The organism is Pseudomonas sp. CAN1 (assembly GCF_030462585.1).
Classification (GTDB): Bacteria; Pseudomonadota; Gammaproteobacteria; order Pseudomonadales; family Pseudomonadaceae; genus Pseudomonas.
In genome coordinates this window covers 1-21,982 of record NZ_JASMRU010000039.1, presented here as the reverse complement: position 1 = coordinate 21,982, position 21,982 = coordinate 1, and the positions used below count along the sequence as shown (strand labels likewise).

At 63.8% G+C, this 21,982-nt stretch carries 22 protein-coding genes; 12 read left to right on the top strand and 10 right to left on the bottom strand.

Features of this window, described 5'->3' with window-relative positions; translation table 11 throughout:
- The 3 genes from QO207_RS28015 to QO207_RS28005 all read left to right on the top strand — a co-directional run bounded on the left by QO207_RS28015 (window position 1) and on the right by QO207_RS28005 (window position 2,139).
- Window positions 1–435 carry a hypothetical protein gene (locus QO207_RS28015; RefSeq protein WP_301535516.1) on the top strand — a complete coding sequence of 145 codons (435 nt, stop codon included), beginning with the start codon at window positions 1–3 and terminating at the stop codon, window positions 433–435.
- Window positions 436–648: 213 nt separating this feature from the next.
- Window positions 649–1,062, top strand: a complete 414-nt coding sequence (locus QO207_RS28010) for a hypothetical protein (protein ID WP_301535515.1) — start codon at window positions 649–651, stop codon at window positions 1,060–1,062.
- 843 nt (window positions 1,063–1,905) lie between these two features.
- Window positions 1,906–2,139, top strand: coding sequence for a hypothetical protein (locus QO207_RS28005; protein WP_301535514.1), 234 nt, complete (start codon window positions 1,906–1,908; stop codon window positions 2,137–2,139).
- A gap of 163 nt (window positions 2,140–2,302) precedes the next feature.
- Here QO207_RS28005 and QO207_RS28000 read toward each other — a convergent pair whose 3' ends face one another.
- The 4 genes from QO207_RS28000 to glpK form a co-directional block, all read right to left on the bottom strand.
- Window positions 2,303–2,629, bottom strand: coding sequence for a GlpM family protein (locus QO207_RS28000; protein WP_301535529.1), 327 nt, complete (start codon window positions 2,627–2,629; stop codon window positions 2,303–2,305).
- A 91-nt stretch (window positions 2,630–2,720) separates the two neighbouring features.
- Window positions 2,721–4,262, bottom strand: a complete 1,542-nt coding sequence (gene glpD, locus QO207_RS27995) for a glycerol-3-phosphate dehydrogenase (protein WP_301535513.1) — start codon at window positions 4,260–4,262, stop codon at window positions 2,721–2,723.
- A 146-nt stretch (window positions 4,263–4,408) separates the two neighbouring features.
- Window positions 4,409–5,164 carry a DeoR/GlpR family transcriptional regulator gene (locus tag QO207_RS27990; protein WP_301535512.1) on the bottom strand — a complete coding sequence of 252 codons (756 nt, stop codon included), beginning with the start codon at window positions 5,162–5,164 and terminating at the stop codon, window positions 4,409–4,411.
- A 153-nt stretch (window positions 5,165–5,317) separates the two neighbouring features.
- Complete coding sequence (gene glpK / locus QO207_RS27985; protein WP_301535511.1) at window positions 5,318–6,832, bottom strand: glycerol kinase GlpK; 1,515 nt, start codon at window positions 6,830–6,832, stop codon at window positions 5,318–5,320.
- A 171-nt stretch (window positions 6,833–7,003) separates the two neighbouring features.
- Here glpK and ybaK point away from each other — a divergent pair, with 171 nt between their 5' ends.
- The 3 genes from ybaK (at window position 7,004) to QO207_RS27970 (ending at window position 9,636) form a co-directional block, all read left to right on the top strand.
- Window positions 7,004–7,474: a Cys-tRNA(Pro) deacylase gene (gene ybaK / locus QO207_RS27980; protein ID WP_138212510.1), complete on the top strand. Its 471-nt coding sequence runs from the start codon at window positions 7,004–7,006 to the stop codon at window positions 7,472–7,474.
- Window positions 7,475–7,798: 324 nt separating this feature from the next.
- On the top strand, window positions 7,799–8,584 hold the full coding sequence (locus QO207_RS27975; RefSeq protein WP_301535510.1) for a PhzF family phenazine biosynthesis protein: 786 nt from the start codon (window positions 7,799–7,801) through the stop codon (window positions 8,582–8,584).
- Window positions 8,585–8,679: 95 nt separating this feature from the next.
- Complete coding sequence (locus tag QO207_RS27970; RefSeq protein WP_301535509.1) at window positions 8,680–9,636, top strand: FAD-binding protein; 957 nt, start codon at window positions 8,680–8,682, stop codon at window positions 9,634–9,636.
- Here the strand turns inward: QO207_RS27970 and QO207_RS27965 are convergent.
- Both QO207_RS27965 and argF read right to left on the bottom strand, forming a co-directional pair.
- Window positions 9,633–10,694, bottom strand: a complete 1,062-nt coding sequence (locus QO207_RS27965) for an ABC transporter ATP-binding protein (protein ID WP_301535508.1) — start codon at window positions 10,692–10,694, stop codon at window positions 9,633–9,635. The two genes, QO207_RS27970 and QO207_RS27965, sit on opposite strands and share 4 nt — an antisense overlap.
- 17 nt (window positions 10,695–10,711) lie before the next feature.
- Window positions 10,712–11,629, bottom strand: a complete 918-nt coding sequence (gene argF / locus QO207_RS27960; protein ID WP_301535507.1) for an ornithine carbamoyltransferase — start codon at window positions 11,627–11,629, stop codon at window positions 10,712–10,714.
- Window positions 11,630–11,943: 314 nt separating this feature from the next.
- On the opposite strand from argF, the gene QO207_RS27955 reads away from it, so the two are divergent.
- From QO207_RS27955 to QO207_RS27945, 3 genes are all read left to right on the top strand, one after another.
- On the top strand, window positions 11,944–14,037 hold the full coding sequence (locus tag QO207_RS27955) for a molybdopterin oxidoreductase family protein (RefSeq protein WP_301535506.1): 2,094 nt from the start codon (window positions 11,944–11,946) through the stop codon (window positions 14,035–14,037).
- A 132-nt stretch (window positions 14,038–14,169) separates the two neighbouring features.
- Window positions 14,170–14,496: a Grx4 family monothiol glutaredoxin gene (gene grxD, locus QO207_RS27950; RefSeq protein ID WP_017521010.1), complete on the top strand. Its 327-nt coding sequence runs from the start codon at window positions 14,170–14,172 to the stop codon at window positions 14,494–14,496.
- A gap of 64 nt (window positions 14,497–14,560) precedes the next feature.
- Window positions 14,561–15,724, top strand: coding sequence for an MFS transporter (locus QO207_RS27945; protein WP_301535505.1), 1,164 nt, complete (start codon window positions 14,561–14,563; stop codon window positions 15,722–15,724).
- Window positions 15,725–15,786: 62 nt separating this feature from the next.
- Here QO207_RS27945 and bfrB read toward each other — a convergent pair whose 3' ends face one another.
- Window positions 15,787–16,263, bottom strand: coding sequence for a bacterioferritin BfrB (bfrB, locus tag QO207_RS27940; protein ID WP_024765400.1), 477 nt, complete (start codon window positions 16,261–16,263; stop codon window positions 15,787–15,789).
- A 219-nt stretch (window positions 16,264–16,482) separates the two neighbouring features.
- Entirely contained in the window at window positions 16,483–16,698 is a 216-nt protein-coding gene (locus QO207_RS27935) for a bacterioferritin-associated ferredoxin (protein WP_045209834.1), read from the bottom strand.
- A 267-nt stretch (window positions 16,699–16,965) separates the two neighbouring features.
- On the opposite strand from QO207_RS27935, the gene QO207_RS27930 reads away from it, so the two are divergent.
- Complete coding sequence (locus tag QO207_RS27930; RefSeq protein ID WP_301535504.1) at window positions 16,966–17,568, top strand: peroxiredoxin; 603 nt, start codon at window positions 16,966–16,968, stop codon at window positions 17,566–17,568.
- 305 nt (window positions 17,569–17,873) lie between these two features.
- Here QO207_RS27930 and rnt read toward each other — a convergent pair whose 3' ends face one another.
- Complete coding sequence (gene rnt, locus QO207_RS27925) at window positions 17,874–18,554, bottom strand: ribonuclease T (protein ID WP_037011317.1); 681 nt, start codon at window positions 18,552–18,554, stop codon at window positions 17,874–17,876.
- Entirely contained in the window at window positions 18,551–19,597 is a 1,047-nt protein-coding gene (gene pyrC, locus QO207_RS27920) for a dihydroorotase (protein ID WP_301535503.1), read from the bottom strand. Before pyrC ends, rnt begins: the two co-directional genes overlap by 4 nt.
- A gap of 138 nt (window positions 19,598–19,735) precedes the next feature.
- Here pyrC and QO207_RS27915 point away from each other — a divergent pair, with 138 nt between their 5' ends.
- Together QO207_RS27915 and QO207_RS27910 are read left to right on the top strand one after the other, a co-directional pair.
- Window positions 19,736–20,734 carry an OmpA family protein gene (locus QO207_RS27915; RefSeq protein WP_301535502.1) on the top strand — a complete coding sequence of 333 codons (999 nt, stop codon included), beginning with the start codon at window positions 19,736–19,738 and terminating at the stop codon, window positions 20,732–20,734.
- A 132-nt stretch (window positions 20,735–20,866) separates the two neighbouring features.
- Window positions 20,867–21,982, top strand: a 1,116-nt coding sequence (locus QO207_RS27910; RefSeq protein ID WP_301535528.1) for an argininosuccinate synthase, incomplete at its 3' end; no start/stop codon positions are given.

Here is a 21,982-nt window from a genome sequence, read left to right as displayed (position 1 = left end):
ATGACCACCTACGATGACGACCTTAGGAGTGCGCTTGCGGCATACTATGCTGGGGGTCTCCTTGCTGAGGGGGGGAGGGCTGATGAAGTATTTAGAGAGATTGGGGAGATGTTTCCATTTGTCGGTTCGAAAATTAAATGGGCTATGGCAAATGATGTAGTCCAGAGCAAGGTTTCTGGAGAGATGGCCGTGGCCGAAAGCGTTGATTTTTTTTGCGAGGTTACCAAGTGGATGCCAGAAGATGAAATTGTCACCTATGTGGGGGATAGTGCAACGACATTTTCGATCACGGGGCGGTTAAGTGTATTCTGGCAGGCTGTTCATCTTATAGTTGATGTGCCGCAGCATCATTATTTTTTAGGAAGAAGTAGCGGTTGGTGTGTATCCTTGACGATGGAGGGGGATATGAACTTTGGCTTCTCTTCGGTAATTTAGTCGAGGGTCGGCGATTAGATGAAAGGCACACCTCTTTTGTGCGAGGGGTTTCTTTTTGTTGTTTCTGAGTTATTTGATTTCGTATTGGTTTCGTGTCTTTCGACTTTTCTCTCTGGGGGCCTCAGAATGATTCAGCCGCAATCGCTAATAGCCAGTTAAATACAGTCGTGCCCGACGACTAATCCTCAAGATCAAATGTTTCCTTAGGATGAAATGGCTTTCAAAATTGGTTCTATCAAATGGCCGGGCTCTTCTCCCGCGGCGCTTTCAAGGTATCTTGAGGTTTTAATTGTTTCAGTGGATATGCTTGGCATAGATTTTGGCGATAGTGAATTTGATCCGATTCAACTTGCTAAGGAGTATATTCGCGGAGATATCACAAAGGAGCAGTTAAACTCTGCGGCTGATTTTTGGTGGGTGAAGATAAATGATGAAGATGGGTTGAGGAATTTGCAAGGTCATGACGCTCTGATGGCAAGGATAGCGCTCTGCTTTTTGTCGATCAAAAGCTCTGATCCAGAGTTTCTTAATGAGAGTCTTTCGTGGTATCTACAGGTTTTAGAAAGGTCAGGTCTTGATGTGGATTATTCGATTGATTTGATGGCTTTATATTTTAAGGCCGATTGATATGTCTTTGTGTAAACTGGAGGTCGGCCTCCCTGTTGTGTGGCGGGGAGGGTTAGTGTCGGCTCTTAATTGAGTTTTAACTGGGCGTGTGCTTGCTGCGGTATTGTAAGCACGCCGCCCGGATAAATTTTCAACTCAATGCGTAAGGAATAGTCTAAATTGGCCAGGAGTTTCAGGCCTGCTTTATAATTTCTTCAGCAGATATCAGGGCGTTAAGGTGTTGTTATTCATGATGAAAGTGTCTTAAGGTGAGAGGCTCTGGTTCAAGTCGGCACGGTGTTTTGGTTAGCATTGGTTGGTTGATTAAAGATCATCCAAGTAACGCTGCAGCTGGTTTGGCTTGCCATAGAAGAAGTAAAGGTCCTGAGGGTTTATTTAGTGTTTTTGTAAAATTCATTGCTGCTGACTCGGCCGAAAAGGGTTGGAGGTTGGCAAAATTTTTCGCACTATCTGAAGATATGGACTATAGGCTTTCTTTAGCAGATAGCGCGCTTATAGTTACCTCCGGGCTGAGCGCTATCGCGGAGGCCGAAGTGCTGTCGGAATTTTATGAGCAGATATAGTTGTTTTATTAAATTCAGCTCGTGATTGTTTTGCTTGAGGAGGGTTTATGGCGCTCTGTCAAGCTCTCTAAAGTCACCTTCCCGTCGCGTGGCGGGGAAGTTTTGACGGGAGTAAAATAATCCGTCTACTTTCTCTACGCCGCGCCGCGCAACCGGCCTCGCGTGACTTGGTCGGATGGTTACCTCGTGGTTGTGGTTTTCGGCTCCCAGTGGGACTACGCCAAGGTCCACTCTCAGTTACATCAGCAATAGACTGAGCCTGTACGCTTTGGTCCACAGGATGTCGTACAAGCATGGGTTGAACGACAACCAGATCACCGATGGTGTGGCGACCTACACCTGGAACTTCGACAGCTTCAATCGATTGGCCGACGTCGTGTTGCCCGGAGCTTCGGCCAGCTTCCTCTACGACCCCATGGAGCGCTTGGCGCGTACAACCGTCAATGGCACACCAATGAATTGCTGTACGACGGTGAACGACTGGTCGCGGAATATGATGCCAATGGCCAGTTGAGCAAGCGCTACATCCATGGCCCTGGCATTGATGAGCCTCTGCTGACGATCAGCGGAACGGGTGTGAAGAACTGGTTCTACGCGGACCACCAGGGCAGCCTCATCGCCCAGGCCAACGAAAACGGGCTTCAGCAGCACTACGCCTATGGCCCGTGCACGCTGATTCAGTGCAGGCGCACCCAGCAGAACACCAGCAGCGACGCAGCCACCAGCCAGGCCATGGCAGCCATCGCCAGTGACAGCTCCAGGCGCATGCGGTCGACCAGCAGGTAGAGCGCGGCCAGGTAGACGAAATAGGGGATGATCGACCACATGCCGAACAGGATGGTGGTCTTCAGGTCGTCCAGCGAACGGCCCTTGCCGACGATGTAGTGGGCGATCAGGGCGAAGGTGGGGAACAGCGGCACCAGGCCCGCGATGTAGTAATTGCGCGTCTTCGACAGCGCGGCGAGGATCAGCACCACGCCGGCGCCGAGGGCTGCCTTGAGGATCAGGTCCACTGTGTTCTCTATGCGGCGACGCCACCGGGGCGGTGGCGTCGAGGATTATCCGCGAGACTGATAGCTGCCTCCAAGTCGACCTTCAGGCGAGTTGCGCTGCCGCCTGCTGTGGGCTTTCGCTGCTGAGCAACTGCACCAGGCGCTCCTGCTGCCGGGCATTGAGGAACAGGCCGAGCTTGGTGCGGCGCCAGAGGATGTCTTCGGCGTCGCGCGCCCATTCCTCGCGGACTAGGTATTCCACTTCCCGCGCGTAGAGCCCGGCGCCCAGGTGTTCGCCGAGTTCGCTTAGGTTGTGCGCGCCGTCCAGCAGCTTCCAGATGCGGCTGCCGTAGGTGCTGGCCCAGCGCCGGGCGAGGGCCGGGTCGAGCTGGCGCAGGCGCTCCATCAGCTGGATGGCGAGGTCTTCGACGCTGGTCATGGCTTCGCCGCCGGGCAACGGCGCGTCGGCGGTCCAGGCGGGTCTGATGACGGCGGAGAAGTGCCCGGCCAACTGTTCGAGCGCGGCTTCGGCGAGCTTGCGGTAGGTGGTCAGCTTGCCGCCGAACACCGAGAGCAGTGGCGCTTCGCCGGGGGTGTTGTCCAGCGCCAGGGTGTAGTCGCGGGTGACCGCTGAAGGATCGTCCGACTCGTCGTCACACAGCGGGCGCACGCCGGAGAAACTGCGCAGGATGTCCTGGCGGCCCAGCTGGCGCTTGAAGTGAGCGTTGACCACATTGAGCAGGTAGTCGGTCTCGGCTTCGCTGATGCTGATCTTCGCCGGGTCGCCCTGGTATTCGCGGTCGGTGGTGCCGATCAGGGTGAACTGGCGCAGGTAGGGGATGGCGAAGACGATACGTCGATCCTCGTTCTGCAGGATGTACGCATGCTCGCCCTCGTACAGGCGCGGCACGATCAGATGGCTGCCCTGGATCAGGCGGATGCCGTAGGGCGGCTTCTGCCGCAGCTCCTCGCGCAGGAAACGATCGACCCAGGGGCCGGCGGCATTGACCAGCGCGCGGGCACGTACCGAATACAGGCTGCCGTCTGCGCGCTCCAGATGCAGGTGCCACAGGCCTTTGCTGCGCCGGGCGCTGACGCAACGGGTGCGCGGGTGAATATGCGCGCCATTCTCGCGGGCGGCCATGGCGTTGAGCACCACCAGGCGGGCGTCGTCCACCGAGCAGTCGGAGTATTCGAAACCGCGGGTGATCTCGGCCTTCAGCGGGCTGTCGAGGCCGAAGCGCACGCCACGGGAGGCCGGCAGCTTTTCGCGCTTGCCCAGGTGGTCGTAGAGGAACAGGCCGGCACGGATCATCCAGGCCGGGCGCAGGTGCGGGCGGTGCGGCAGCACGAAGCGCAGCGGGTGGACGATATGCGGGGCCTTGGCCAGCAGCACTTCGCGCTCGGCGAGGGCTTCGCGGACCAGGCGGAATTCGTGGTGTTCCAGGTAGCGCAGGCCGCCGTGGATCAGCTTGCTGCTGGCGGAAGAGGTATGGCTGGCGAGGTCGTGCTGTTCGCAAAGGAACACCGACAGCCCGCGCCCGGCGGCGTCCGCCGCGATCCCCGCGCCATTGATGCCGCCGCCGACAACGGCGAGGTCATAGACTTCGGCAAGGGGCGCATTGCGCTTGCTGGTGGGATTCATGGGGCCGCCTGGGTTTTGAAAGTGAATCTTTTGATGTTCGTTTTCGAAAATATCCTAGTTCAGTGAATGAAATATGACCAGCCTTCGGCGCGAATTCGCGCAGGCATTCGTCTGAATATTCGAAAGTGAATGGGATTGAGCGGGGCTCAGACCAGTTCGAGCTGCACCTTGTGCTGCTGCATCAGGCGCGCCACCGGTGCCGGCGGCGGGTTGTCGGTGAACACCCGGCTGACCAGGGAGATCGGCCCCAGGCGTACCACGGCGTTGCGCCCGAACTTGCTGGAGTCGGCGGCGAGGAACACCTGCCGGGCATTGTCGATGATGGCGCGGGAGACGCGCACTTCCTGGTAGTCGAAGTCCAGCAGGCTGCCGTCCTCGTCGATGCCGCTGATGCCGACCACGGCGAAGTCGACGCGGAACTGCTCGATGAAGTCCACCGCCGCCTGGCCGACCACGCCGCCGTCGCCGCGCACGGTGCCGCCGGCGATCAGCACTTCGAAGTCTTCCTTGCCGGCGAGGATGCTGGCGACGTGCAGGTTGTTGGTGATGATCTTGAGGTTCTGGTGGCCGAGCAGGGCGCGGGCGATGGCTTCGGTGGTGGTGCCGATGTTGATGAACAGCGAGGCGTTGTCAGGGATCTGCGCGGCGATGGCATCGGCGATGCGCTGCTTTTCATCGCGCATCTGGTCGGCGCGGGTGTTGTAGGCAGTGTTCTCGACGCTGGAATCCCAGGCCGCGCCGCCGTGGTAGCGGCGCAGCAGGTTCTGCTCGGCCAGCTGGTTGATGTCGCGGCGAATGGTCTGCGGGGTCACGGCGAACTGCTGAGCAAGTTCCTCGATGCTCAGGTAGCCGCGTTCGCGGACCAGGTCGAGGATGCTTTGCTGTCGGGGTGGCAGGTTCATGCGCTGTGCTCGTGCGGACGGGCTGGGAGGGCAAGGATGCCGCAGCGCGGCCGGGTCTGTCATGGACTTGTAGGAGCGAGCTTGCTCGCGAACCGCTTGATGCCTGGGTGCCAAGCGAGGTTCGCGAGCAAGCTCGCTCCTACATGAAGGCCGTCAGTCCTCGGCCGCCCAGCCGCGCGTGCGCTCCACGGCCTTCTTCCACCCGGCATACAAGCGCGTGCGCTCCGCCTCGTCGCAGGCCGGCTGGAACACCCGCTCGATCACCGCCTTGTTCTTCAGCTCGCCCAGGCTGCCCCAGAAACCGCAGGCCAGTCCCGCCAGCACGGCGGCGCCGAGGGCGGTGGTCTCGCGCATCTGCGGGCGCTCCACCGGGGTGCCGAGGATGTCGGCCTGGAACTGCATGAGGAAGTTGTTGGCCACCGCGCCGCCGTCCACGCGCAGGGCGCGCAGCGGTTCGCCGGCGTCCTGCTGCATGGCGTCGAGCACGTCGCGGGTCTGGTAGGCGATGGACTCCAGGGTGGCGCGGATCAGGTGGTCGGCCTTCACTCCGCGGGTCAGGCCGAACAGCGCGCCACGGGCGTAAGGGTCCCAGTAGGGCGCGCCGAGGCCGGTGAAGGCGGGCACCAGGTAGACGCCGTTGCTGTCCTTCACCTTGGTGGCGAAGTACTCGGAGTCGTGGGCGTCGTTGATCACCTTCAGCTCGTCGCGCAGCCACTGCACGGTGGAGCCGCCGTTGAACACTGCGCCTTCCAGCGCATAGGCCACTTCGCCGCCTGGCCCGCAGGCGATGGTGGTGAGCAGGCCGTGTGTGGACTTCACCGCCTTGGCCCCGGTGTTCATCAACAGGAAGCAGCCGGTGCCGTAGGTGTTCTTCGCCTGGCCCGGCTCCACGCACATCTGCCCGAACAGCGCGGCCTGCTGGTCGCCGGCGATCCCGGCAATCGGCGTGCGGTGCACACCGAGGCCGCCGACCTTGGCGTGGCCGTACACCTCGGAGGACGCGCGCACCTGCGGCAGCATGGCGCGCGGTACGTCCAGCGCGGCGAGCAGGCGTTCGTCCCAGTCGCGCTTGTGGATATCGAACATCAGGGTGCGCGAGGCGTTGGTGTAGTCGGTGACGTGCACCTCGCCCTCGGTGAGCCTCCAGATCAGCCAGCTGTCGACTGTGCCGAACAGCAGCTCGCCGCGCCGGGCACGTTCGCGGGCGCCTTCGACGTTGTCGAGGATCCACTTGAGCTTGGTGCCGGAGAAGTAGGGGTCGATGACCAGCCCGGTGGTGTCGCGGATGTGCTGCTCCAGACCGTCGCGCTTGAGCTGCTCGCAGATCGCCGCGCTGCGCCGGCACTGCCAGACGATGGCGTTGTGGATCGGCCGGCCAGTGGTCTTGTCCCATACCAGGGTGGTTTCGCGCTGGTTGGTGATGCCGATGGCGGCTACTTCGGCGACGCTGATGTTGGCCTGGGCGAGGGCTTCCACCAGGGTCGAACTCTGGGTTGCCCAGATTTCCATCGGATCGTGCTCGACCCAGCCCGGCTGCGGGTAGATCTGCGCGAACTCGCGCTGGGCGGTGCTGACCACGTTGGCGTCGTGGTCGAAGATGATGGCGCGCGAGCTGGTGGTGCCCTGGTCGAGGGCGACGACGTATTTCTTGTTCGTAAGGTTCGTCATGGCAGCGGCCTTGTACGGATTCCGTTCGGCAACCCCGGCGGCAGTGCCGGGTAGGGATTGGCGGTGAACATACGGGATTCGTCCGCGTCGGTGAAGCGAACACCGTGCAGTGCGCCACACCTTGGCTTACTGTTATGCGCTGGAAAGCCGCCTGCGAGACGCCCGCCGATCATGACCCCCGCCATCGACCTGCTGAAGAAGAACCGAGCCGAACACCACGTGCTCAGCTACGAGCACGACCCCAAGGCGCCGTCCTATGGCCTGGAGGCCGCCGAGAAACTCAACCTCGACCCGGCGCGGGTGTTCAAGACGCTGCTGGCGGCGAGCGAGAAGGGCGAGCTGCTGGTGGCGGTGGTGCCCGTCGTAGGCACCCTCGACCTCAAGGCGCTGGCCCACGCGGCGGGCGTGAAGAAGGCCGACATGGCCGACCCCAACGCCGCGCAGCGCGCCACCGGTTACCTGGTGGGCGGGATCAGCCCGCTGGGGCAGAAGAAGCGCTTGCGCACCTTCATCGACGAATCCGCCCAGGGTTTCCCGACCATCCACGTCAGCGCCGGGCGGCGCGGGCTGGAAGTGGAGCTGAGCGCCGAGACCCTGGCCGGGCTGACTTCGGCGAAGTTTGCGCCCATCGGGCGGCCCTGAGCTTTTGGGTAGGAGCAACTGTTTTCTCTGAAAGTTCATGCCTGGGTTCTCCCTCTCCCTAACCCTCTCCCTGAAGGGAGAGGGGACTGGATCGATGCCGGCTGAAACTGCGGCATCAGCCGGCACGGATAGCTCCCTCTCCCTTCAGGGAGAGGGCGGGGGAGAGGGCAGGCCCCGGCACGAGATTTCAGGTATGGAGCGCGCCGTGCCCGCGATAGCACGCATGGCGCACTACTGCAAGTTGGGGACTGTGTGGCCCCTACTGTACGGTTCGCCGCCCGCCGGCTTCTGTCATGCTCGGTCATCACTTACAAGGAGATCACCATGCTGCTCGACTTCCACCAGGTGGACGCCTTCACCGACCGTCCCTTCGCCGGCAACCCGGCCATGGTCTACCGCCTCGACGCGTGGTTGAGCGATGAGCTGATGCAGAAGATCGCTGCCGAGCACAACCTGTCGGAGACCGCCTTCCTGGTGAAGGAGCCCGAGGGCTGGCGCATCCGCTGGTTCACCCCGGCCGCCGAGGTGCCGCTGTGCGGTCACGCCACCCTGGCCAGCGCCCATGTGCTGTTCGAGGTATTCGATGAGCCGGGCGAGGTGCTGGAACTCAATTCGCTGTCCGGCCCGCTGCGGGTGACCCGCGAGGATGGCCGGCTGGCGCTGAACTTCCCGGCGCAGCCGCCCAGTGAGCTGGGCGCCACCGTGGAGTTGGAGCAGGCGTTGGGGCTGCCCGTGGTGGATGCCCTGTCCACCTCCAAGCACCTGATGGTGCTGCTGGAGTCGGAGCAGGCGGTACGCGAGTGCAAGCCGGATTTCGCCGCCCTGGCGCGCATGCCTTATCTGGGAGTGATCGTCACCGCCCGTGGCGAACAGCATGATTTCGTCTCGCGCTTCTTTGCCCCCGCCATCGGCCTCAATGAAGACCCGGTCACCGGGGCGACCCATTGCAACCTGATCCCCTACTGGTCGGGCCGCCTGAACAAGCTGCAGCTGCGCGCCTACCAGTGCTCCGAGCGCGGCGGCGAGCTGTGGTGCCGCCTGGAGGGCGACCGCGTGAGCATCGCCGGTTACGCCCATCTGGTCGCCAGCGGCCGTCTGCTGGTTGTTTGATCTGTGACCGGGGGACATTGCGCTCCCCGGCGTAGGCTGGCCTTCACTGAAAACCGCGCCGCTCGGGCGCGGTTCGCAGCTTCGCAGGCACTCCTATGGCAATCCTGGTCATCGCTGACTACCAATCCCACTCCGGTTCCGCGGTTCTCGCACCGGCTACCCTGAGCGCCCTGGCAGCCGCCCGGCAGATCGGTGGCGACACGCATCTGCTGCTGGCGGGCAGTGGCCTTGCCCAGCTTGCGGAGCAGGCTCGCAGTATCGAGTGCGTCACCCGCGTCGTGCTGGTGGACGATCCCGTCTACGACCACCTGCTGGCGGAAAACCTTTCCGCACTGGTCGTGCAACTGGCTCCCGGCTACAGCCACATTCTTGCGCCCGCCACCGCGATGGGCCGCGATTGCCTGCCGCGCATCGCTGCGCTGCTGGATGTCGATGCGGTATCCGATGTCATCGCAGTGATCGACAGCGAAACTTTCCAGCGCCCGATCTATGCCGGCAACGCCATCGCCACGGTTCGCTGCGCAGGGCCGGTGAAGGTGTTGGGGATTCGGCCAACGGCTTTCGATCCGGTTGCCGCTGAAGGCGGCAACGCCGAGCTGGAAAGGCGCAACGGGGCGGGCGATCTCGCGCTGACGTCCTGGCTGGGCGAGGAGCGCCCGGACTTCGAACGTCCGGCGCTGGAGTCGGCCAAGGTGATTGTCGCCGGCGGGCGTGGCCTGCAGACCGCGGAAGGTTTCGCTGCGCTCTATCCCTTGGCGGATCGTCTGCACGGTGCTGTAGGCGCGTCGCTGGCCGCGGTGGACGCGGGCTTCGCGCCGGCAGAGCTGCAGATCGGCCAGTCCGGGCGCATCGTCGCGCCGGAGCTTTACCTGGCGGTGGGAATCTCCGGTGCTGTGCAGCATGTGGCGGGCATGAAGGACGCCAAGGTCATCGCCGCGATCAACCTCGACCCGGATGCGCCGATCTTCGAGATCGCCGACTACGGCCTGCAGGGCGACTTGTTCGAATTGCTGCCGGAGTTACTGCGCGAATTGGACAGCGCGCTCGGCTAGAGCGCCACGCTGCCCTGCGCCGGGAACAACACCAGGTGCTCGGCGGCCACGCCGATGGCCACTTCGTCCCCCAGCTGGTGGTCGGAGTGGCTGGGGAACAGCGATTCCAGCTGGGTACCGGTGGGGAGTTGCAGGCGATACAGCGTCGCCGCGCCGAGGAAGGATTTACCGATGATCCGCGCCTTCAACACGCTATCGGCGGCCGGCACCAGGTCGTCCGGGCGCAGCAGCACGTCCACCGCGCTGCCGTCCGGCAGGCTGTAGGCGCGGTTGCCGCGCAGCAGGCCCAGTTCGGTCTGCACTGCATCGCTGCCGCACATCTGCCCACGAATGAAGTAGCCCTGGCCGACAAAGCTGGCGACGAAGGGCGTCTGCGGTTCGTGGTAGAGGTTGAACGGGGTGTCCCACTGCTCCAGCACGCCCTGGCGGAACACGCCGACATGGTCGCTGACGGCGAAGGCCTCTTCCTGGTCATGGGTGACCAGGATCGCGCTGGTGCCGCGCGCCTTGAGGATGTCGCGCACCTCATGGCTGAGCTGGCGGCGCAGTTCCACGTCGAGGTTGGAGAAGGGTTCGTCGAGCAGCAGCAGTTGCGGCTGCGGTGCCAGCGCGCGGGCCAGTGCCACGCGTTGTTGCTGGCCGCCGGAAAGTTCGTGGGGGAAGCGCAGGCCAAGGCCGTCGAGCTTCACCAGCTCCAGCAACTCGCCGACGATGCGCTCGCGCTCGGGGTGCTTGCGGATGCCGAAGGCGATGTTGTCCGCCACCGACAGGTGCGGGAACAGCGCGTAGTCCTGGAACACCATGCCGATCCGGCGCTTCTCCGGCGACAGGGTAAAGCCGGGGCGGGAAATCACTTCGCCGGCCAGTTCGATACGGCCGCTCTGCACCGGCTCGAAACCGGCGATGGCGCGCAGGGTGGTGGTCTTGCCGCAGCCCGAAGGGCCGAGCAGGCAGCCGATGTCGCCGGCGTTCAGGTGCAGGCTGACGCCTTGCACCACACGCTGCTGTTCATAGCCACAGGAAAGATCGTCGAGGGTGAGCAGCAGCGGTTGGGTCATCGGACTCTAGACAGGGATCAGGCGTAGTGGGCGTGCTCGACCAACAGTTCGAGCAGCGCCTTCTGGGCGTGGAGACGGTTTTCCGCCTGGTCCCAGGCCACGGAGCGCGCGTCGTCCAGCAGGTCTTCGCTGATCTCTTCGCCACGGTGGGCCGGCAGGCAGTGCATGAATAGTACATCCGCCGCCGCGCCATCGAGCAGCGCACGTGTTACCTGATATGGCTGGAACAGGCGCAGGCGCGCGGCCGCTTCGTCTTCCTGGCCCATGGAGGCCCAGACGTCGGTGCTCACCAGGTGCGCGCCGGCTACCGCTTCGCGCGGGTCGCGGAAGATCTTCACGCGCTCGCCGGCCTCCTGCATCAGCGCGGCGTTCGGCTCGTAGCCTTCCGGGCAGGCCACGTGCAGCTGGAAGTCGAAGCGGATAGCCGCCTCGATGTAGCTGTTGCACATGTTGTTGCCGTCACCGATCCAGGCCACGGTCTTGCCGGCGATGCTGCCGCGGTGCTCATGGAAGGTCTGCATGTCGGCCAGCAACTGGCAGGGGTGCAGGTCGTCCGACAGGCCGTTGATCACCGGCACGCGAGAGTTCTCGGAGAATTCGATCAGGTTGCTGTGGGCGAAGGTGCGGATCATCACCGCATCGACCATCCGCGACATCACCCGCGCAGCATCGGCAATCGGCTCGCCGCGACCCAGCTGGGTGTCGCGCGGGGAGAGGAAGATGGCCTGGCCGCCGAGCTGGATCATGCCGGCTTCGAAGGAAATCCGCGTACGGGTCGAGGCCTTCTCGAAGATCATGCCCAGCACGCGGTTCTTCAGCGGTTCGTAGAGCACGCCTCGGTTTCGCAGGTCCTTCAGCTCGGTGGCGCGGCGGATCAGACCGAGCAGTTCTTCGGTCGTGTAATCCAGCATCGAGAGGAAGTGACGTGCGCTCATGGTTCGTACCTACTACTTATTCTCAGAATCAGGCCGAGGTACCGACCGGCTTTCGTGAGAAAAAACGGGCTGAACCTGCGGCGGGACCGCATGGAGCGGGAAATGGGGGAAGGCGCGATCCTATAAGGAAATGACGGAAATACGCAAGTTTCGCCCGGAGCCCCCGTCGGGCGGGGCTTCAACATGGTCGTTCCTGATGCCCCGCGATTCACCCGACGGAAGCTGGTGGTGCTCCGCCAGGCCAGGATTCATAGTGCMTTCGACCCCGCGACCGGCCCCATGAGGCGCCGGCGACAACAATAACGAGGCGAGCCATGAGCAAGACCCTCCACCACCGTGCGTGCCACCTGTGCGAGGCCATCTGCGGCCTGACCATCGAGACCGAGGATGAACGCATCCTCTCGATCAAGGGCGACGCCCAGGACAGCTTCAGCCGCGGCCACATCTGCCCCAAGGCGGTAGCGCTGCAGGACATCCAGAACGACCCGGACCGCCTGCGGCAACCGGTGCTCCGCGTCGGCAACGAGTGGCAGCCGATCGGCTGGGACGAGGCCTTCGAGCTGGTCGCCACGCGCCTGGCGGACATCCGCGAACGCCATGGCAATGATGCCGTGGCCGTGTACCAGGGCAACCCCAGCGTGCACAACTACGGGCTGATGACCCACAGCAACTACTTCCTCGGTCAGCTGAAAACTCGCAACCGTTTTTCGGCCACTTCCGTCGACCAGCTGCCGCATCACCTGGTCAGCCAGCAGATGTTCGGCCACGGCCTGCTGATCCCGATCCCCGACATCGACCACACCGACTTCATGCTGATCCTGGGCGGCAACCCGCTGGCCTCCAACGGCAGCATCATGACCGTGCCGGACGTCGAGAAGCGCCTGAAAGCGCTGAAGGCGCGCGGCGGCAAGCTGGTGGTGGTCGACCCGCGCCGCACCGAGACGGCGGCGCTGGCGGACCAGCACCTGTTCGTCCGCCCCGGCGAGGACGCGGCGTTGCTGCTGGGCATCCTCGATACGCTGCTCAGCGAAGGGCTGACCCGCGAATCCTCCCTGCCGGTGAATGGCCTGGAAGCGGTGCGCGAAGCGCTGGCGCCGTTCAAGGTCGAGGCCATGGCTGCGCGCTGCGGTGTGCCGGCCGATGACATCCGCCAGCTGGCGCGGGCTTTCGCCGCCGCCGACAAGGCGGTCTGCTACGGACGCATGGGCGTTTCCACGCAAGTCTTCGGCAGCCTCTGCCAGTGGCTGGTGCAACTGATCAACCTGGTCACCGGCAACCTCGACCGCGTCGGCGGCACCCTGTGCACCACGCCGGCGGTGGACCTGGTGGCGACCACCGCGGGTGGCGCGTTCAATCGTTGGCAGAGCCGCGTGTCCGGCCTGCCGGAGTACGGCGGCGAGCTGCCGGTGGCGGCGCTGGCCGAGGAAATGCTCACCGAAGGGGAAGGGCAGGTGCGCGCGCTGGTGACGGTCGCCGGTAACCCGGTGCTGTCCACGCCCAATGGCCGCCGTCTGGAGCAGGCCCTGGACGGCCTGGAGTTCATGCTCAGCGTCGATCTGTACATCAACGAAACCACCCGCTACGCCGACCTGATCCTGCCGCCCACCGCGCCGCTGGAGCACGATCACTACGACACCACCTTCAACGTCTTCGCGGTGCGCAACGTCACCCGCTTCAACGAGGCGATCCTGCCCAAGCCTGAAGGCATGCTGCACGACTGGGAAATCTTCGTCGGCCTGGCCAAGGCCTACGCCGCGCGCCAGGGTACCGAGCTGAAGCCGACCATGGCGCCGGAGCAGATGATCGAGATGGGCCTGCGCTTCGGCCCCTACGGCGACGCCAGCGAGCACAAGCTCAACCTGGCGCGGCTGCGCGAACATCCCCACGGGCTGGACCTGGGACCGCTGCAGCCCAACCTGGCGCCGCGCCTTAAGACCGCCAGCCGCAGCATCGAGGCCGCACCGGAAATCTTCCTCAATGACTTGCGCCGCTTCGCCGACAGCCAGTCCCATGCCATCGACCAGCTGCTGCTGATCGGCCGCCGCCACGTGCGCAGTAACAACTCGTGGATGCACAATTATCATCGCCTGGTGAAGGGCAAGCCGCGCCATCAACTGCTGATGCACCCGCAGGACCTGGCCTCGCGCGGGCTGGTGGACGGGCAGAAGGTACGGGTGCGCTCGCGGGTCGGCAGTATCGAGATCGAGGTGGCTGCCAGCGACGAAGTCATGGCCGGTGTGGTCAGCCTGCCCCACGGCTGGGGCCACGGGCGGCCGGGTGTGCAGCTGGCGATCGCCCGCGAGCAGGGTGGTGCCAGCGCCAACGACCTGACCGACGAGCGCCACCTCGATGCGCTCTCCGGCAACACCGCTCTCAACGGCGTGCCGGTGGAGGTCGAAGCAGCCTGACAAGCTGACGCGCGTCACCTGCAAAGCCGAGCGTTGCACTCGGCTTTGCAGTACAATGCGCGGTACCGTGCCGGCCAAAGCCCACCGTGGGGACTGCCGGGTCAGTATCTGAAAGTTAAGCCGAGGAAGTTCATGGATATCATCGATACCATCAAAGAGCAGATCTCCAGCAACCCTGTCCTGCTGTACATGAAGGGTTCGCCGAACGCTCCCCAGTGCGGTTTCTCGTCCCGCGCCGCGCAGGTGCTGATGGCTTGCGGCGAGAAGTTCGCCTATGTCGACATCCTGCAGAACCCGGAAATCCGTGCCAACCTGCCCAAGTACGCCAACTGGCCGACCTTCCCGCAACTGTGGGTCGGTGGCGAGCTGGTCGGCGGCAGCGACATCCTGGCCGAGATGTTCGAAAAGGGTGAACTGCAACCGCTGATCAAGGACGCCGTGAGCAAGGCCAACGCCTGAGTCTTTCGTGCTGTCGCACAAAGCCCCGCCTTGGCGGGGCTTTGTTTTTGGGAAGAAATAAACAATGACTGAACAGACGCGGGCCAACGCTGCGCGCTGGGCGTGCGGATACTGCTTCGCCATGGGCGGGATGGTCCACGGCAGCGTGATGGGGCGGGTGCCGGCCCTCAAGAGCATGACCGGGGTCGACGAACAGCAACTGGGCCAGGCCCTGCTGGGCGCGGGCTTCGGTGCGCTGCTGGCATTCGCTTTTGCCGGTGCGCTGGTGCGCCGCTACGGTAGCCGGGCGATCACCGTGATTTCCGGGCTGGCGCTGATGGCGACCTTTCCGCTGCTCGGGCTGGCCCAGGACGTCTGGGTCCTGGCGGCGGGCTTCCTTGCCGTCGGCCTGACCTTCGCGACCATGGACGTGGCGATGAACACCCAGGCGGTGGAAGTCGAGCGGCGCCTCGGCCGCCCGTGCATTTCCAGCCTGCATGGCATGTACAGCCTGGGCGGACTGGTCGGGGCGGTCGGCGCGGCGGCCTTTGCTGACCTCGCGCCGATCTGGCACTTCAGCCTGCTGGCGCTGATCGCCGTGGCGATCCTGCCGTTGTTCGCGCGGAACCTGTTCGAAGGCCGTCCGGAACCGATGGAGGAGGAGGCGCCAGCCCAACGTGGCTGGCGCCTGCCGCCACCGGCGCTGATCGGCCTGGGTCTGCTGACCCTCTGTGCGTTCGTTTCCGAAGGGGCGGTCGCCGACTGGGGCGCCTTGCTGTTGCACCAGGTATTGGGCGCGTCCGAACGCCTGGCTGCGCTGGGCTTCGCGGCATTCTCCGCGACCATGGTGCTGGGCCGGCTGTTCGGTGATCGCCTGCGCGTGCGCTTCGCCGACGAGGCGCTGGTGCGCAACCTCGCGCTGCTGGCGATTGCGGGCATGTTCCTGGCGCTGTTCAGCCCCTGGGTCTACGGCGCGATTGCCGGTTTCGCCCTGGTGGGCGCGGGACTGTCGGTGGTGGTGCCGATCCTGATCGGCGCGGCGGGCAACCGGCCGGGCGTCGAGCCTTCGCGCGGCGTGGCGGCGGTGGCGTCGTTCGGCTATGGCGGTTTGCTGATGGGCCCGCCGTTGATCGGCTTCCTCGCCGAGCACGTGGGCTTGCGCCTGTCGTTGCTGGTGGTGGTGGGACTGTGCGCCGGGCTGGTGCTGAAGGCGTCACTGGTGCGCCGTCCGCCGAAGGCGAACGCCTAGAAGGGAAGGGCACCGGCGTCCACAACCGCGCCGGTGCCTTTTTTCTGTCAGTCGACTGGCTATCAGTCGTCTTCGTGCATGTGCGACTGCAGGTAGTTTTCCAGACCGACTTTCTGGATCAGGCCCAGCTGGGTTTCCAGGTAGTCGATGTGCTCTTCCTCGGACTCGAGGATGTCCTTGAGCAGGTCGCGGCTCACATAGTCATGCACGCTTTCGCAATGCACGATGGCGTCGCGCAGGTCCTTGGTGGCCTTGAGCTCCAGGTTCAGGTCGCACTGCAACATTTCCTGGGTGTTCTCGCCGATCAGCAGCTTGCCCAGGTCCTGCAGGTTGGGCAGGCCTTCGAGGAACAGGATGCGTTCGATGAGCTTGTCGGCGTGCTTCATCTCATCGATGGACTCGTGGTACTCGTGTGCGCCAAGGCGCTTCAGGCCCCAGTCGTTCCACATGCGCGAGTGCAGGAAGTACTGGTTGATGGCGATCAGCTCGTTGCCGAGGATCTTGTTCAGATGCTGGATGACTTTCTTGTCGCCTTTCATGCCGGGGTCCTGCCGTGTGGAGTGGGAGAGATGAAATTCTCGCGCCCTTATAACCATCTGTCAAACATAAGTCCTTGAATTTGTTATAAAAAGGAATATGAATGCGAATGTTTTCATTCCGCAACTTGGCGCTAAACCACTGAATTCTGGGCATAAAAAAACCGGGCCAAGGCCCGGTTTCTTCGGAATTCCTGCTGAACTGATCAGCGGTATTTTTTCTCAGCCCGCCGCGTAGGCCAGGTTGTAGTTCATCGACTGGGCACTTTGCAGCTCGCCGAGGGTATCGCGAACTACCTGTTTGGCGAGGCAGGCGCACTTGCCGCACTGGGTACCGACGCCGGTGCATTCGCGCACTTCGCGGTAGTTGCAGGCGCCGTCGTAGATCGCATCGCGGATCTGGGTATCGGTAACACCGTTGCAGAGGCAGACGTACATGGTTGCACTACAGTCGCTGTGGGGTTGTTGGAAACGATACTAATAATAATGAGAATGATTGTCAAAAGTTACCAGGGTCTCATCCAGTGCTCCCGATAAATGGTTAACCGGTTCAAGGAGTTAGCCGCGAAGCCGCGTGGATGTAGGCGTTGCTTGCGCGGTGTATGATGGCTGCCCCACTGGAGCGGGAGCCCCTAAAGCTCGGCGGTTTCGAGCGTGCAGCGGATTTCTCGCTCCGCAGCGCTTCACCATTTCCGGAGACAAGGAATGAGCGTACTCGTCGGTAAGAAAGCCCCCGATTTCAACGTGGCCGCCGTGCTGGGCACGGGCGAGATCGTCGACAGCTTCGTGCTGTCCGAAGCCATCAAGGGCAAGTACGGCCTGGTGTTCTTCTACCCGCTGGACTTCACCTTCGTCTGCCCGTCCGAGCTGATCGCCCTGGACCACCGCATCCCCGACTTCCAGGCGCGCAACGTGGAGGTGATCGGCGTCTCCATCGACTCCCACTTCACCCACAACGCCTGGCGCAACACCCCGGTGGACAAGGGCGGCATCGGCCCGGTCAAGTACACCCTGGCCGCCGACATTACCCACGAGATCGCCAAGGCCTACGACGTCGAGTCCGAAGGCGGCGTGGCCTTCCGTGGCGCCTTCCTGATCGACCAGAACGGCGTGGTGCGCTCGCAGATCATCAACGACCTGCCGCTGGGCCGGAACATGGACGAGCTGCTGCGTCTGGTCGACGCCCTGCAGTTCACCGAAGAGCACGGCGAAGTCTGCCCGGCCAACTGGAAGAAGGGCGACAAGGGCATGACCGCCTCGCCCGAAGGCGTCGCCGCTTACCTGGCCGAGAATGCCGGCAAGCTGTAAGGCTGCTGGTGCATGAAAAAGCCCCGCTTCGGCGGGGCTTTTTATAGGTGCTGGACCGCCTGATTGGCGTAGGAGCAACTGTCTTCTTCTGATAGTTCGTGCTTTGGATTTTCCCTCTCCCTAACCCTCTCCCTTCAGGGAGAGGGCGGAGGAGAGGGGGGCTGCGCAGAACTTCACGTAGGAGCGGACTCTGTCCGCGATGATATCCGGCGCGATGCGAACCTATCGCGGACGGAGTCCGCTCCTACGAATAGCCAAAGAAAAAGCCCCGCGACTGCGGGGCTTTTTCATTCAGGAGGGTGCGATCAGTGATCGTCTTCCATCCAGCCGCCGAATTCCTTCCAGCGGTTGACGATGCCGCAGAACAGCTCGGCAGTCTTCTCGGTGTCGTAGCGCGCCGAGTGGGCTTCGCGGTTGTCGAACTCGATACCGGCGGTCTGGCAGGCCTTGGCCAGGACGGTCTGGCCGTAGGCGAGGCCGGCGAGGGTGGCGGTGTCGAAGCTGGAGAACGGGTGGAACGGGTTGCGCTTCACGCCGCTGCGGTTCACCGCTGCATTGAGGAAGCCCAGGTCGAAGCTGCTGTTGTGGCCGACCAGGATCGCCCGCTTGCAGCCGTTGGACTTCAGCGATTTGCGGATGCCACGGAAGATTTCGGTCAGCGCCTGCTCTTCCGGCACGGCCATGCGCAGCGGGTGGTCCAGCTTGATGCCGGTGAACTCCAGCGCCGCCTGCTCGATGTTGGCGCCTTCGAAGGGCTCCACACGGAAGAAGTAGGTGTGCTCGGGGAACAGGTAGCCGCTCTCGTCCATGCCGATGGTGACGGCGGCGATTTCCAGCAGGGCGTCGGTACCGGCGTTGAAGCCGCCGGTCTCGACGTCCACCACGACCGGCAGGTAGCCACGGAAGCGGCGCGCCATCGGGTGGCGCGGGCCGGGCGGGAAGGAACCGTCGAGTTCTTCTTCGAAGATTTCGTTCTCGTCACTCATGCCTCGGTCTCCAGCAGGCGCCAGCGCAGTTTTTCACCGGCGCGCAGCGGGACCACGTCGAAGTCGCCGAACGGCAGCGAGGCCGGGGCTTCCCATTCTTCGCGGACCAGGGTGATGCGGTCGCTGTTGCGCGGCAGGCCGTAGAAATCCGGGCCGTGGAGGCTGGCGAAGCCTTCCAGTTTGTCCAGCGCCTTGCGCTGTTCGAAGGCTTCGGCATACAGCTCGATGGCGGCGTAGGCGGTGTAGCAGCCGGCGCAACCGCAGGCGGCTTCCTTGGCGTGGCGCGCGTGGGGCGCCGAGTCGGTGCCGAGGAAGAACTTCGGGCTGCCGCTAACCGCCGCATCCAGCAGGGCTTCCTGGTGGGTGTTGCGCTTGAGGATCGGCAGGCAATAGAAGTGCGGGCGGATGCCGCCAACCAGCATGTGGTTGCGGTTGTACAGCAGGTGGTGCGCGGTGATGGTGGCGCCGACGTTGGCCGGAGCGGCCTTGACGAAGGCGGCGGCATCGCCGGTGGTGATGTGCTCGAAGACCACCTTGAGGGTCGGGAAACGCTCGACCACGCGGGTCAGGTGCTCGTCGATGAAGCGCTTCTCGCGGTCGAACACGTCGACCTCGGCGCGGGTCACCTCGCCATGCACCAGCAGCGGCAGGCCGACTTCGGCCATGGCTTCGAGCACATGGAAGATGTTGTCGATGCTGGTCACGCCGGAATCGGAGTTGGTGGTGGCGCCGGCCGGGTACAGCTTGGCGGCGTGCACGAAGCCGGAGGCCTTGGCCGCACGGACTTCCTCGGCGCTGGTGCGGTCGGTGAGGTAGAGCACCATCAGCGGCTCGAAGCGGCTGCCGGCCGGGCGGGCGGCGAGGATGCGCTGGCGATAGGCATCGGCTTCGGCGGCGTTGCGTACCGGCGGGACCAGGTTCGGCATGATGATGGCGCGGCCGAAGGTGCGGGCGGCGTCGCCGACGGTTTGCGCGAGAGCGGCGCCGTCGCGCAGGTGGATGTGCCAGTCGTCGGGGCGCAGAAGTGTCAGGCGGTCGGACATGCGGATTCCAGGGAGGCGGTTGCAGCGGGAAGAGGGTGAAATGCTACCGGAAAAGCCCGTCGCCGGCACTCGCTATCAAGTTTTGCCGAGGCCGACCGATAGAATCTGGGACGCCTTTTTATCTGTGTGGAAGCCATCGTGCGCCAGCCCTCTCTTCTCCTGCTCGCTCTCTGCGCCAGCCTTCCGGCCTGGGGGCTGACCTTCCAGACGCGCATGGAAAGTGCGCAATGGACGGTGGCGGGCGACCAGTTCGAGTGCCGGCTGTCGCAGAGCGTGGCCGGTTTCGGCCTGGGCGAATTCGTCTGGCGTGCCGGCGAGCAGCCGACCTTCCGCCTCAAGCCGCAGACCGGCTGGCTGGGTAGCGGCTCGGCGACCCTGCTGGCGGCCGCACCGCCGTGGCGGCCGGGGCAGGGCGACCTGAACCTGGGGTCGGTGCAGGTCGGTTCGGGCGATGTTCCGTTCAACAGCACCCAGCAGCAGGCCGGGCGCCTGCTTGGCGGCCTGCTGGAAGGCCGTGCGCCGGAAGTGCGCCACCGCACACGTACCGGCGAGAACCTGCTGGTGCGGCTGATGCCCACGCGTTTCGCCGACGGATACACGAAGTTCCAGGACTGTTCGACGAAGATGCTGCCGGTGAACTTCGATCAGGTGCGCCAGAGCCAGGTCGGCTTCCCCGATGGCGGCACCGAGGTCGATCCCTTGGGCCGCGCCAAGCTGGACATCATCCTGCAATACATGAAGGCCGACCCGACGGTGAACCGCATCGAGCTGGACGGCCACTCCGACAACAGCGGCAATCGCCTGGCCAACCGCGAGGCTTCGCGCCGCCGCGCCATCGCCGTGATGGAATACCTGAAGGCCAACGGCGTGGCCGAATCGCAGATCACCGTGCGCTTCTATGGCGAGCGCTACCCGCTGGTGAAGAACAACTCCGCCGCCAACCGCGCGAAGAATCGCCGGGTGACGGTGAACCTGTCCCGCGAGGCGGTCGTCGAACAGGCTCCCGTCGAAGCCCCGCCACCCCCCGCCRCACCGGCTCCCAGCCCTGCCAGCGTGCCCGCGCAGAGTGCGCCGGCAGCGCCTGCTGCCAACGCTGCCAACCCTCCCGCCACGCCAGCCGCGACACCCAAGGGATAACCTGCGGCGGGGCGTCGCACCGACGATAGTATTTGTCGCTTTGTCGTCAAAAGCTGTCGCCCCTCTGTAAATTATTGCGGGCGGACAGTAGAATCGACCCCTTTCGTGACAACCCCCGTGGAGTTGAGTGGCATGGCGGACGTGAAGAAGGTAGTCCTGGCGTATTCCGGTGGCCTGGATACCTCCGTGATTCTGAAGTGGCTGCAGGATACCTATAACTGTGAAGTGGTGACCTTCACCGCCGACCTGGGTCAGGGCGAGGAGGTCGAACCGGCCCGCGCCAAGGCCAAGCAGATGGGCGTGAAAGAAGTCTTCATCGAGGACCTGCGAGAAGAGTTCGTCCGCGACTTCGTCTTCCCGATGTTCCGTGCCAACACCGTCTACGAAGGCGAGTACCTGCTGGGTACTTCCATCGCTCGCCCGCTGATCGCCAAGCGCCTGATCGAGATCGCCAACGCCACCGGCGCTGACGCCATCTCCCACGGCGCCACCGGCAAGGGCAACGACCAGGTGCGTTTCGAGCTGGGCGCCTACGCGCTGAAGCCGGGCGTGAAGGTGATCGCTCCCTGGCGCGAGTGGGACCTGCTGTCCCGCGAGAAGCTGATGGACTACGCCGAAACCCACAACATCCCGATCGAGCGCCACGGCAAGAAGAAATCGCCGTACTCCATGGATGCCAACCTGCTGCACATCTCCTATGAAGGCGGCGTGCTGGAAGACACCTGGACCGAGCACGAAGAGGACATGTGGAAGTGGACCGTCTCCCCGGAGAAGGCCCCTGACGCTGCCACCTACATCGAGCTGACCTACCGCAAGGGCGACATCGTTGCCATCGACGGCAAGGACATGACTCCGGCCCAGGTACTGACCGAGCTGAACCGCATCGGCGGCGCCAACGGCATCGGCCGTCTGGACATCGTCGAGAACCGCTACGTCGGCATGAAGTCCCGTGGCTGCTACGAGACCCCCGGCGGCACCATCATGCTCAAGGCGCACCGCGCCATCGAGTCGATCACCCTGGACCGCGAAGTCGCTCACCTCAAAGACGAGCTGATGCCGCGCTACGCCAAGCTGATCTACACCGGCTACTGGTGGAGCCCGGAGCGCGAAATGCTCCAGCAGATGATCGATGCCTCCCAGGAGCACGTGAACGGCGTCGTGCGCCTGAAGCTGTACAAGGGCAACGTCATCGTGGTCGGCCGCAAGTCCGACGACTCGCTGTTCGATGCCAACATCGCGACCTTCGAG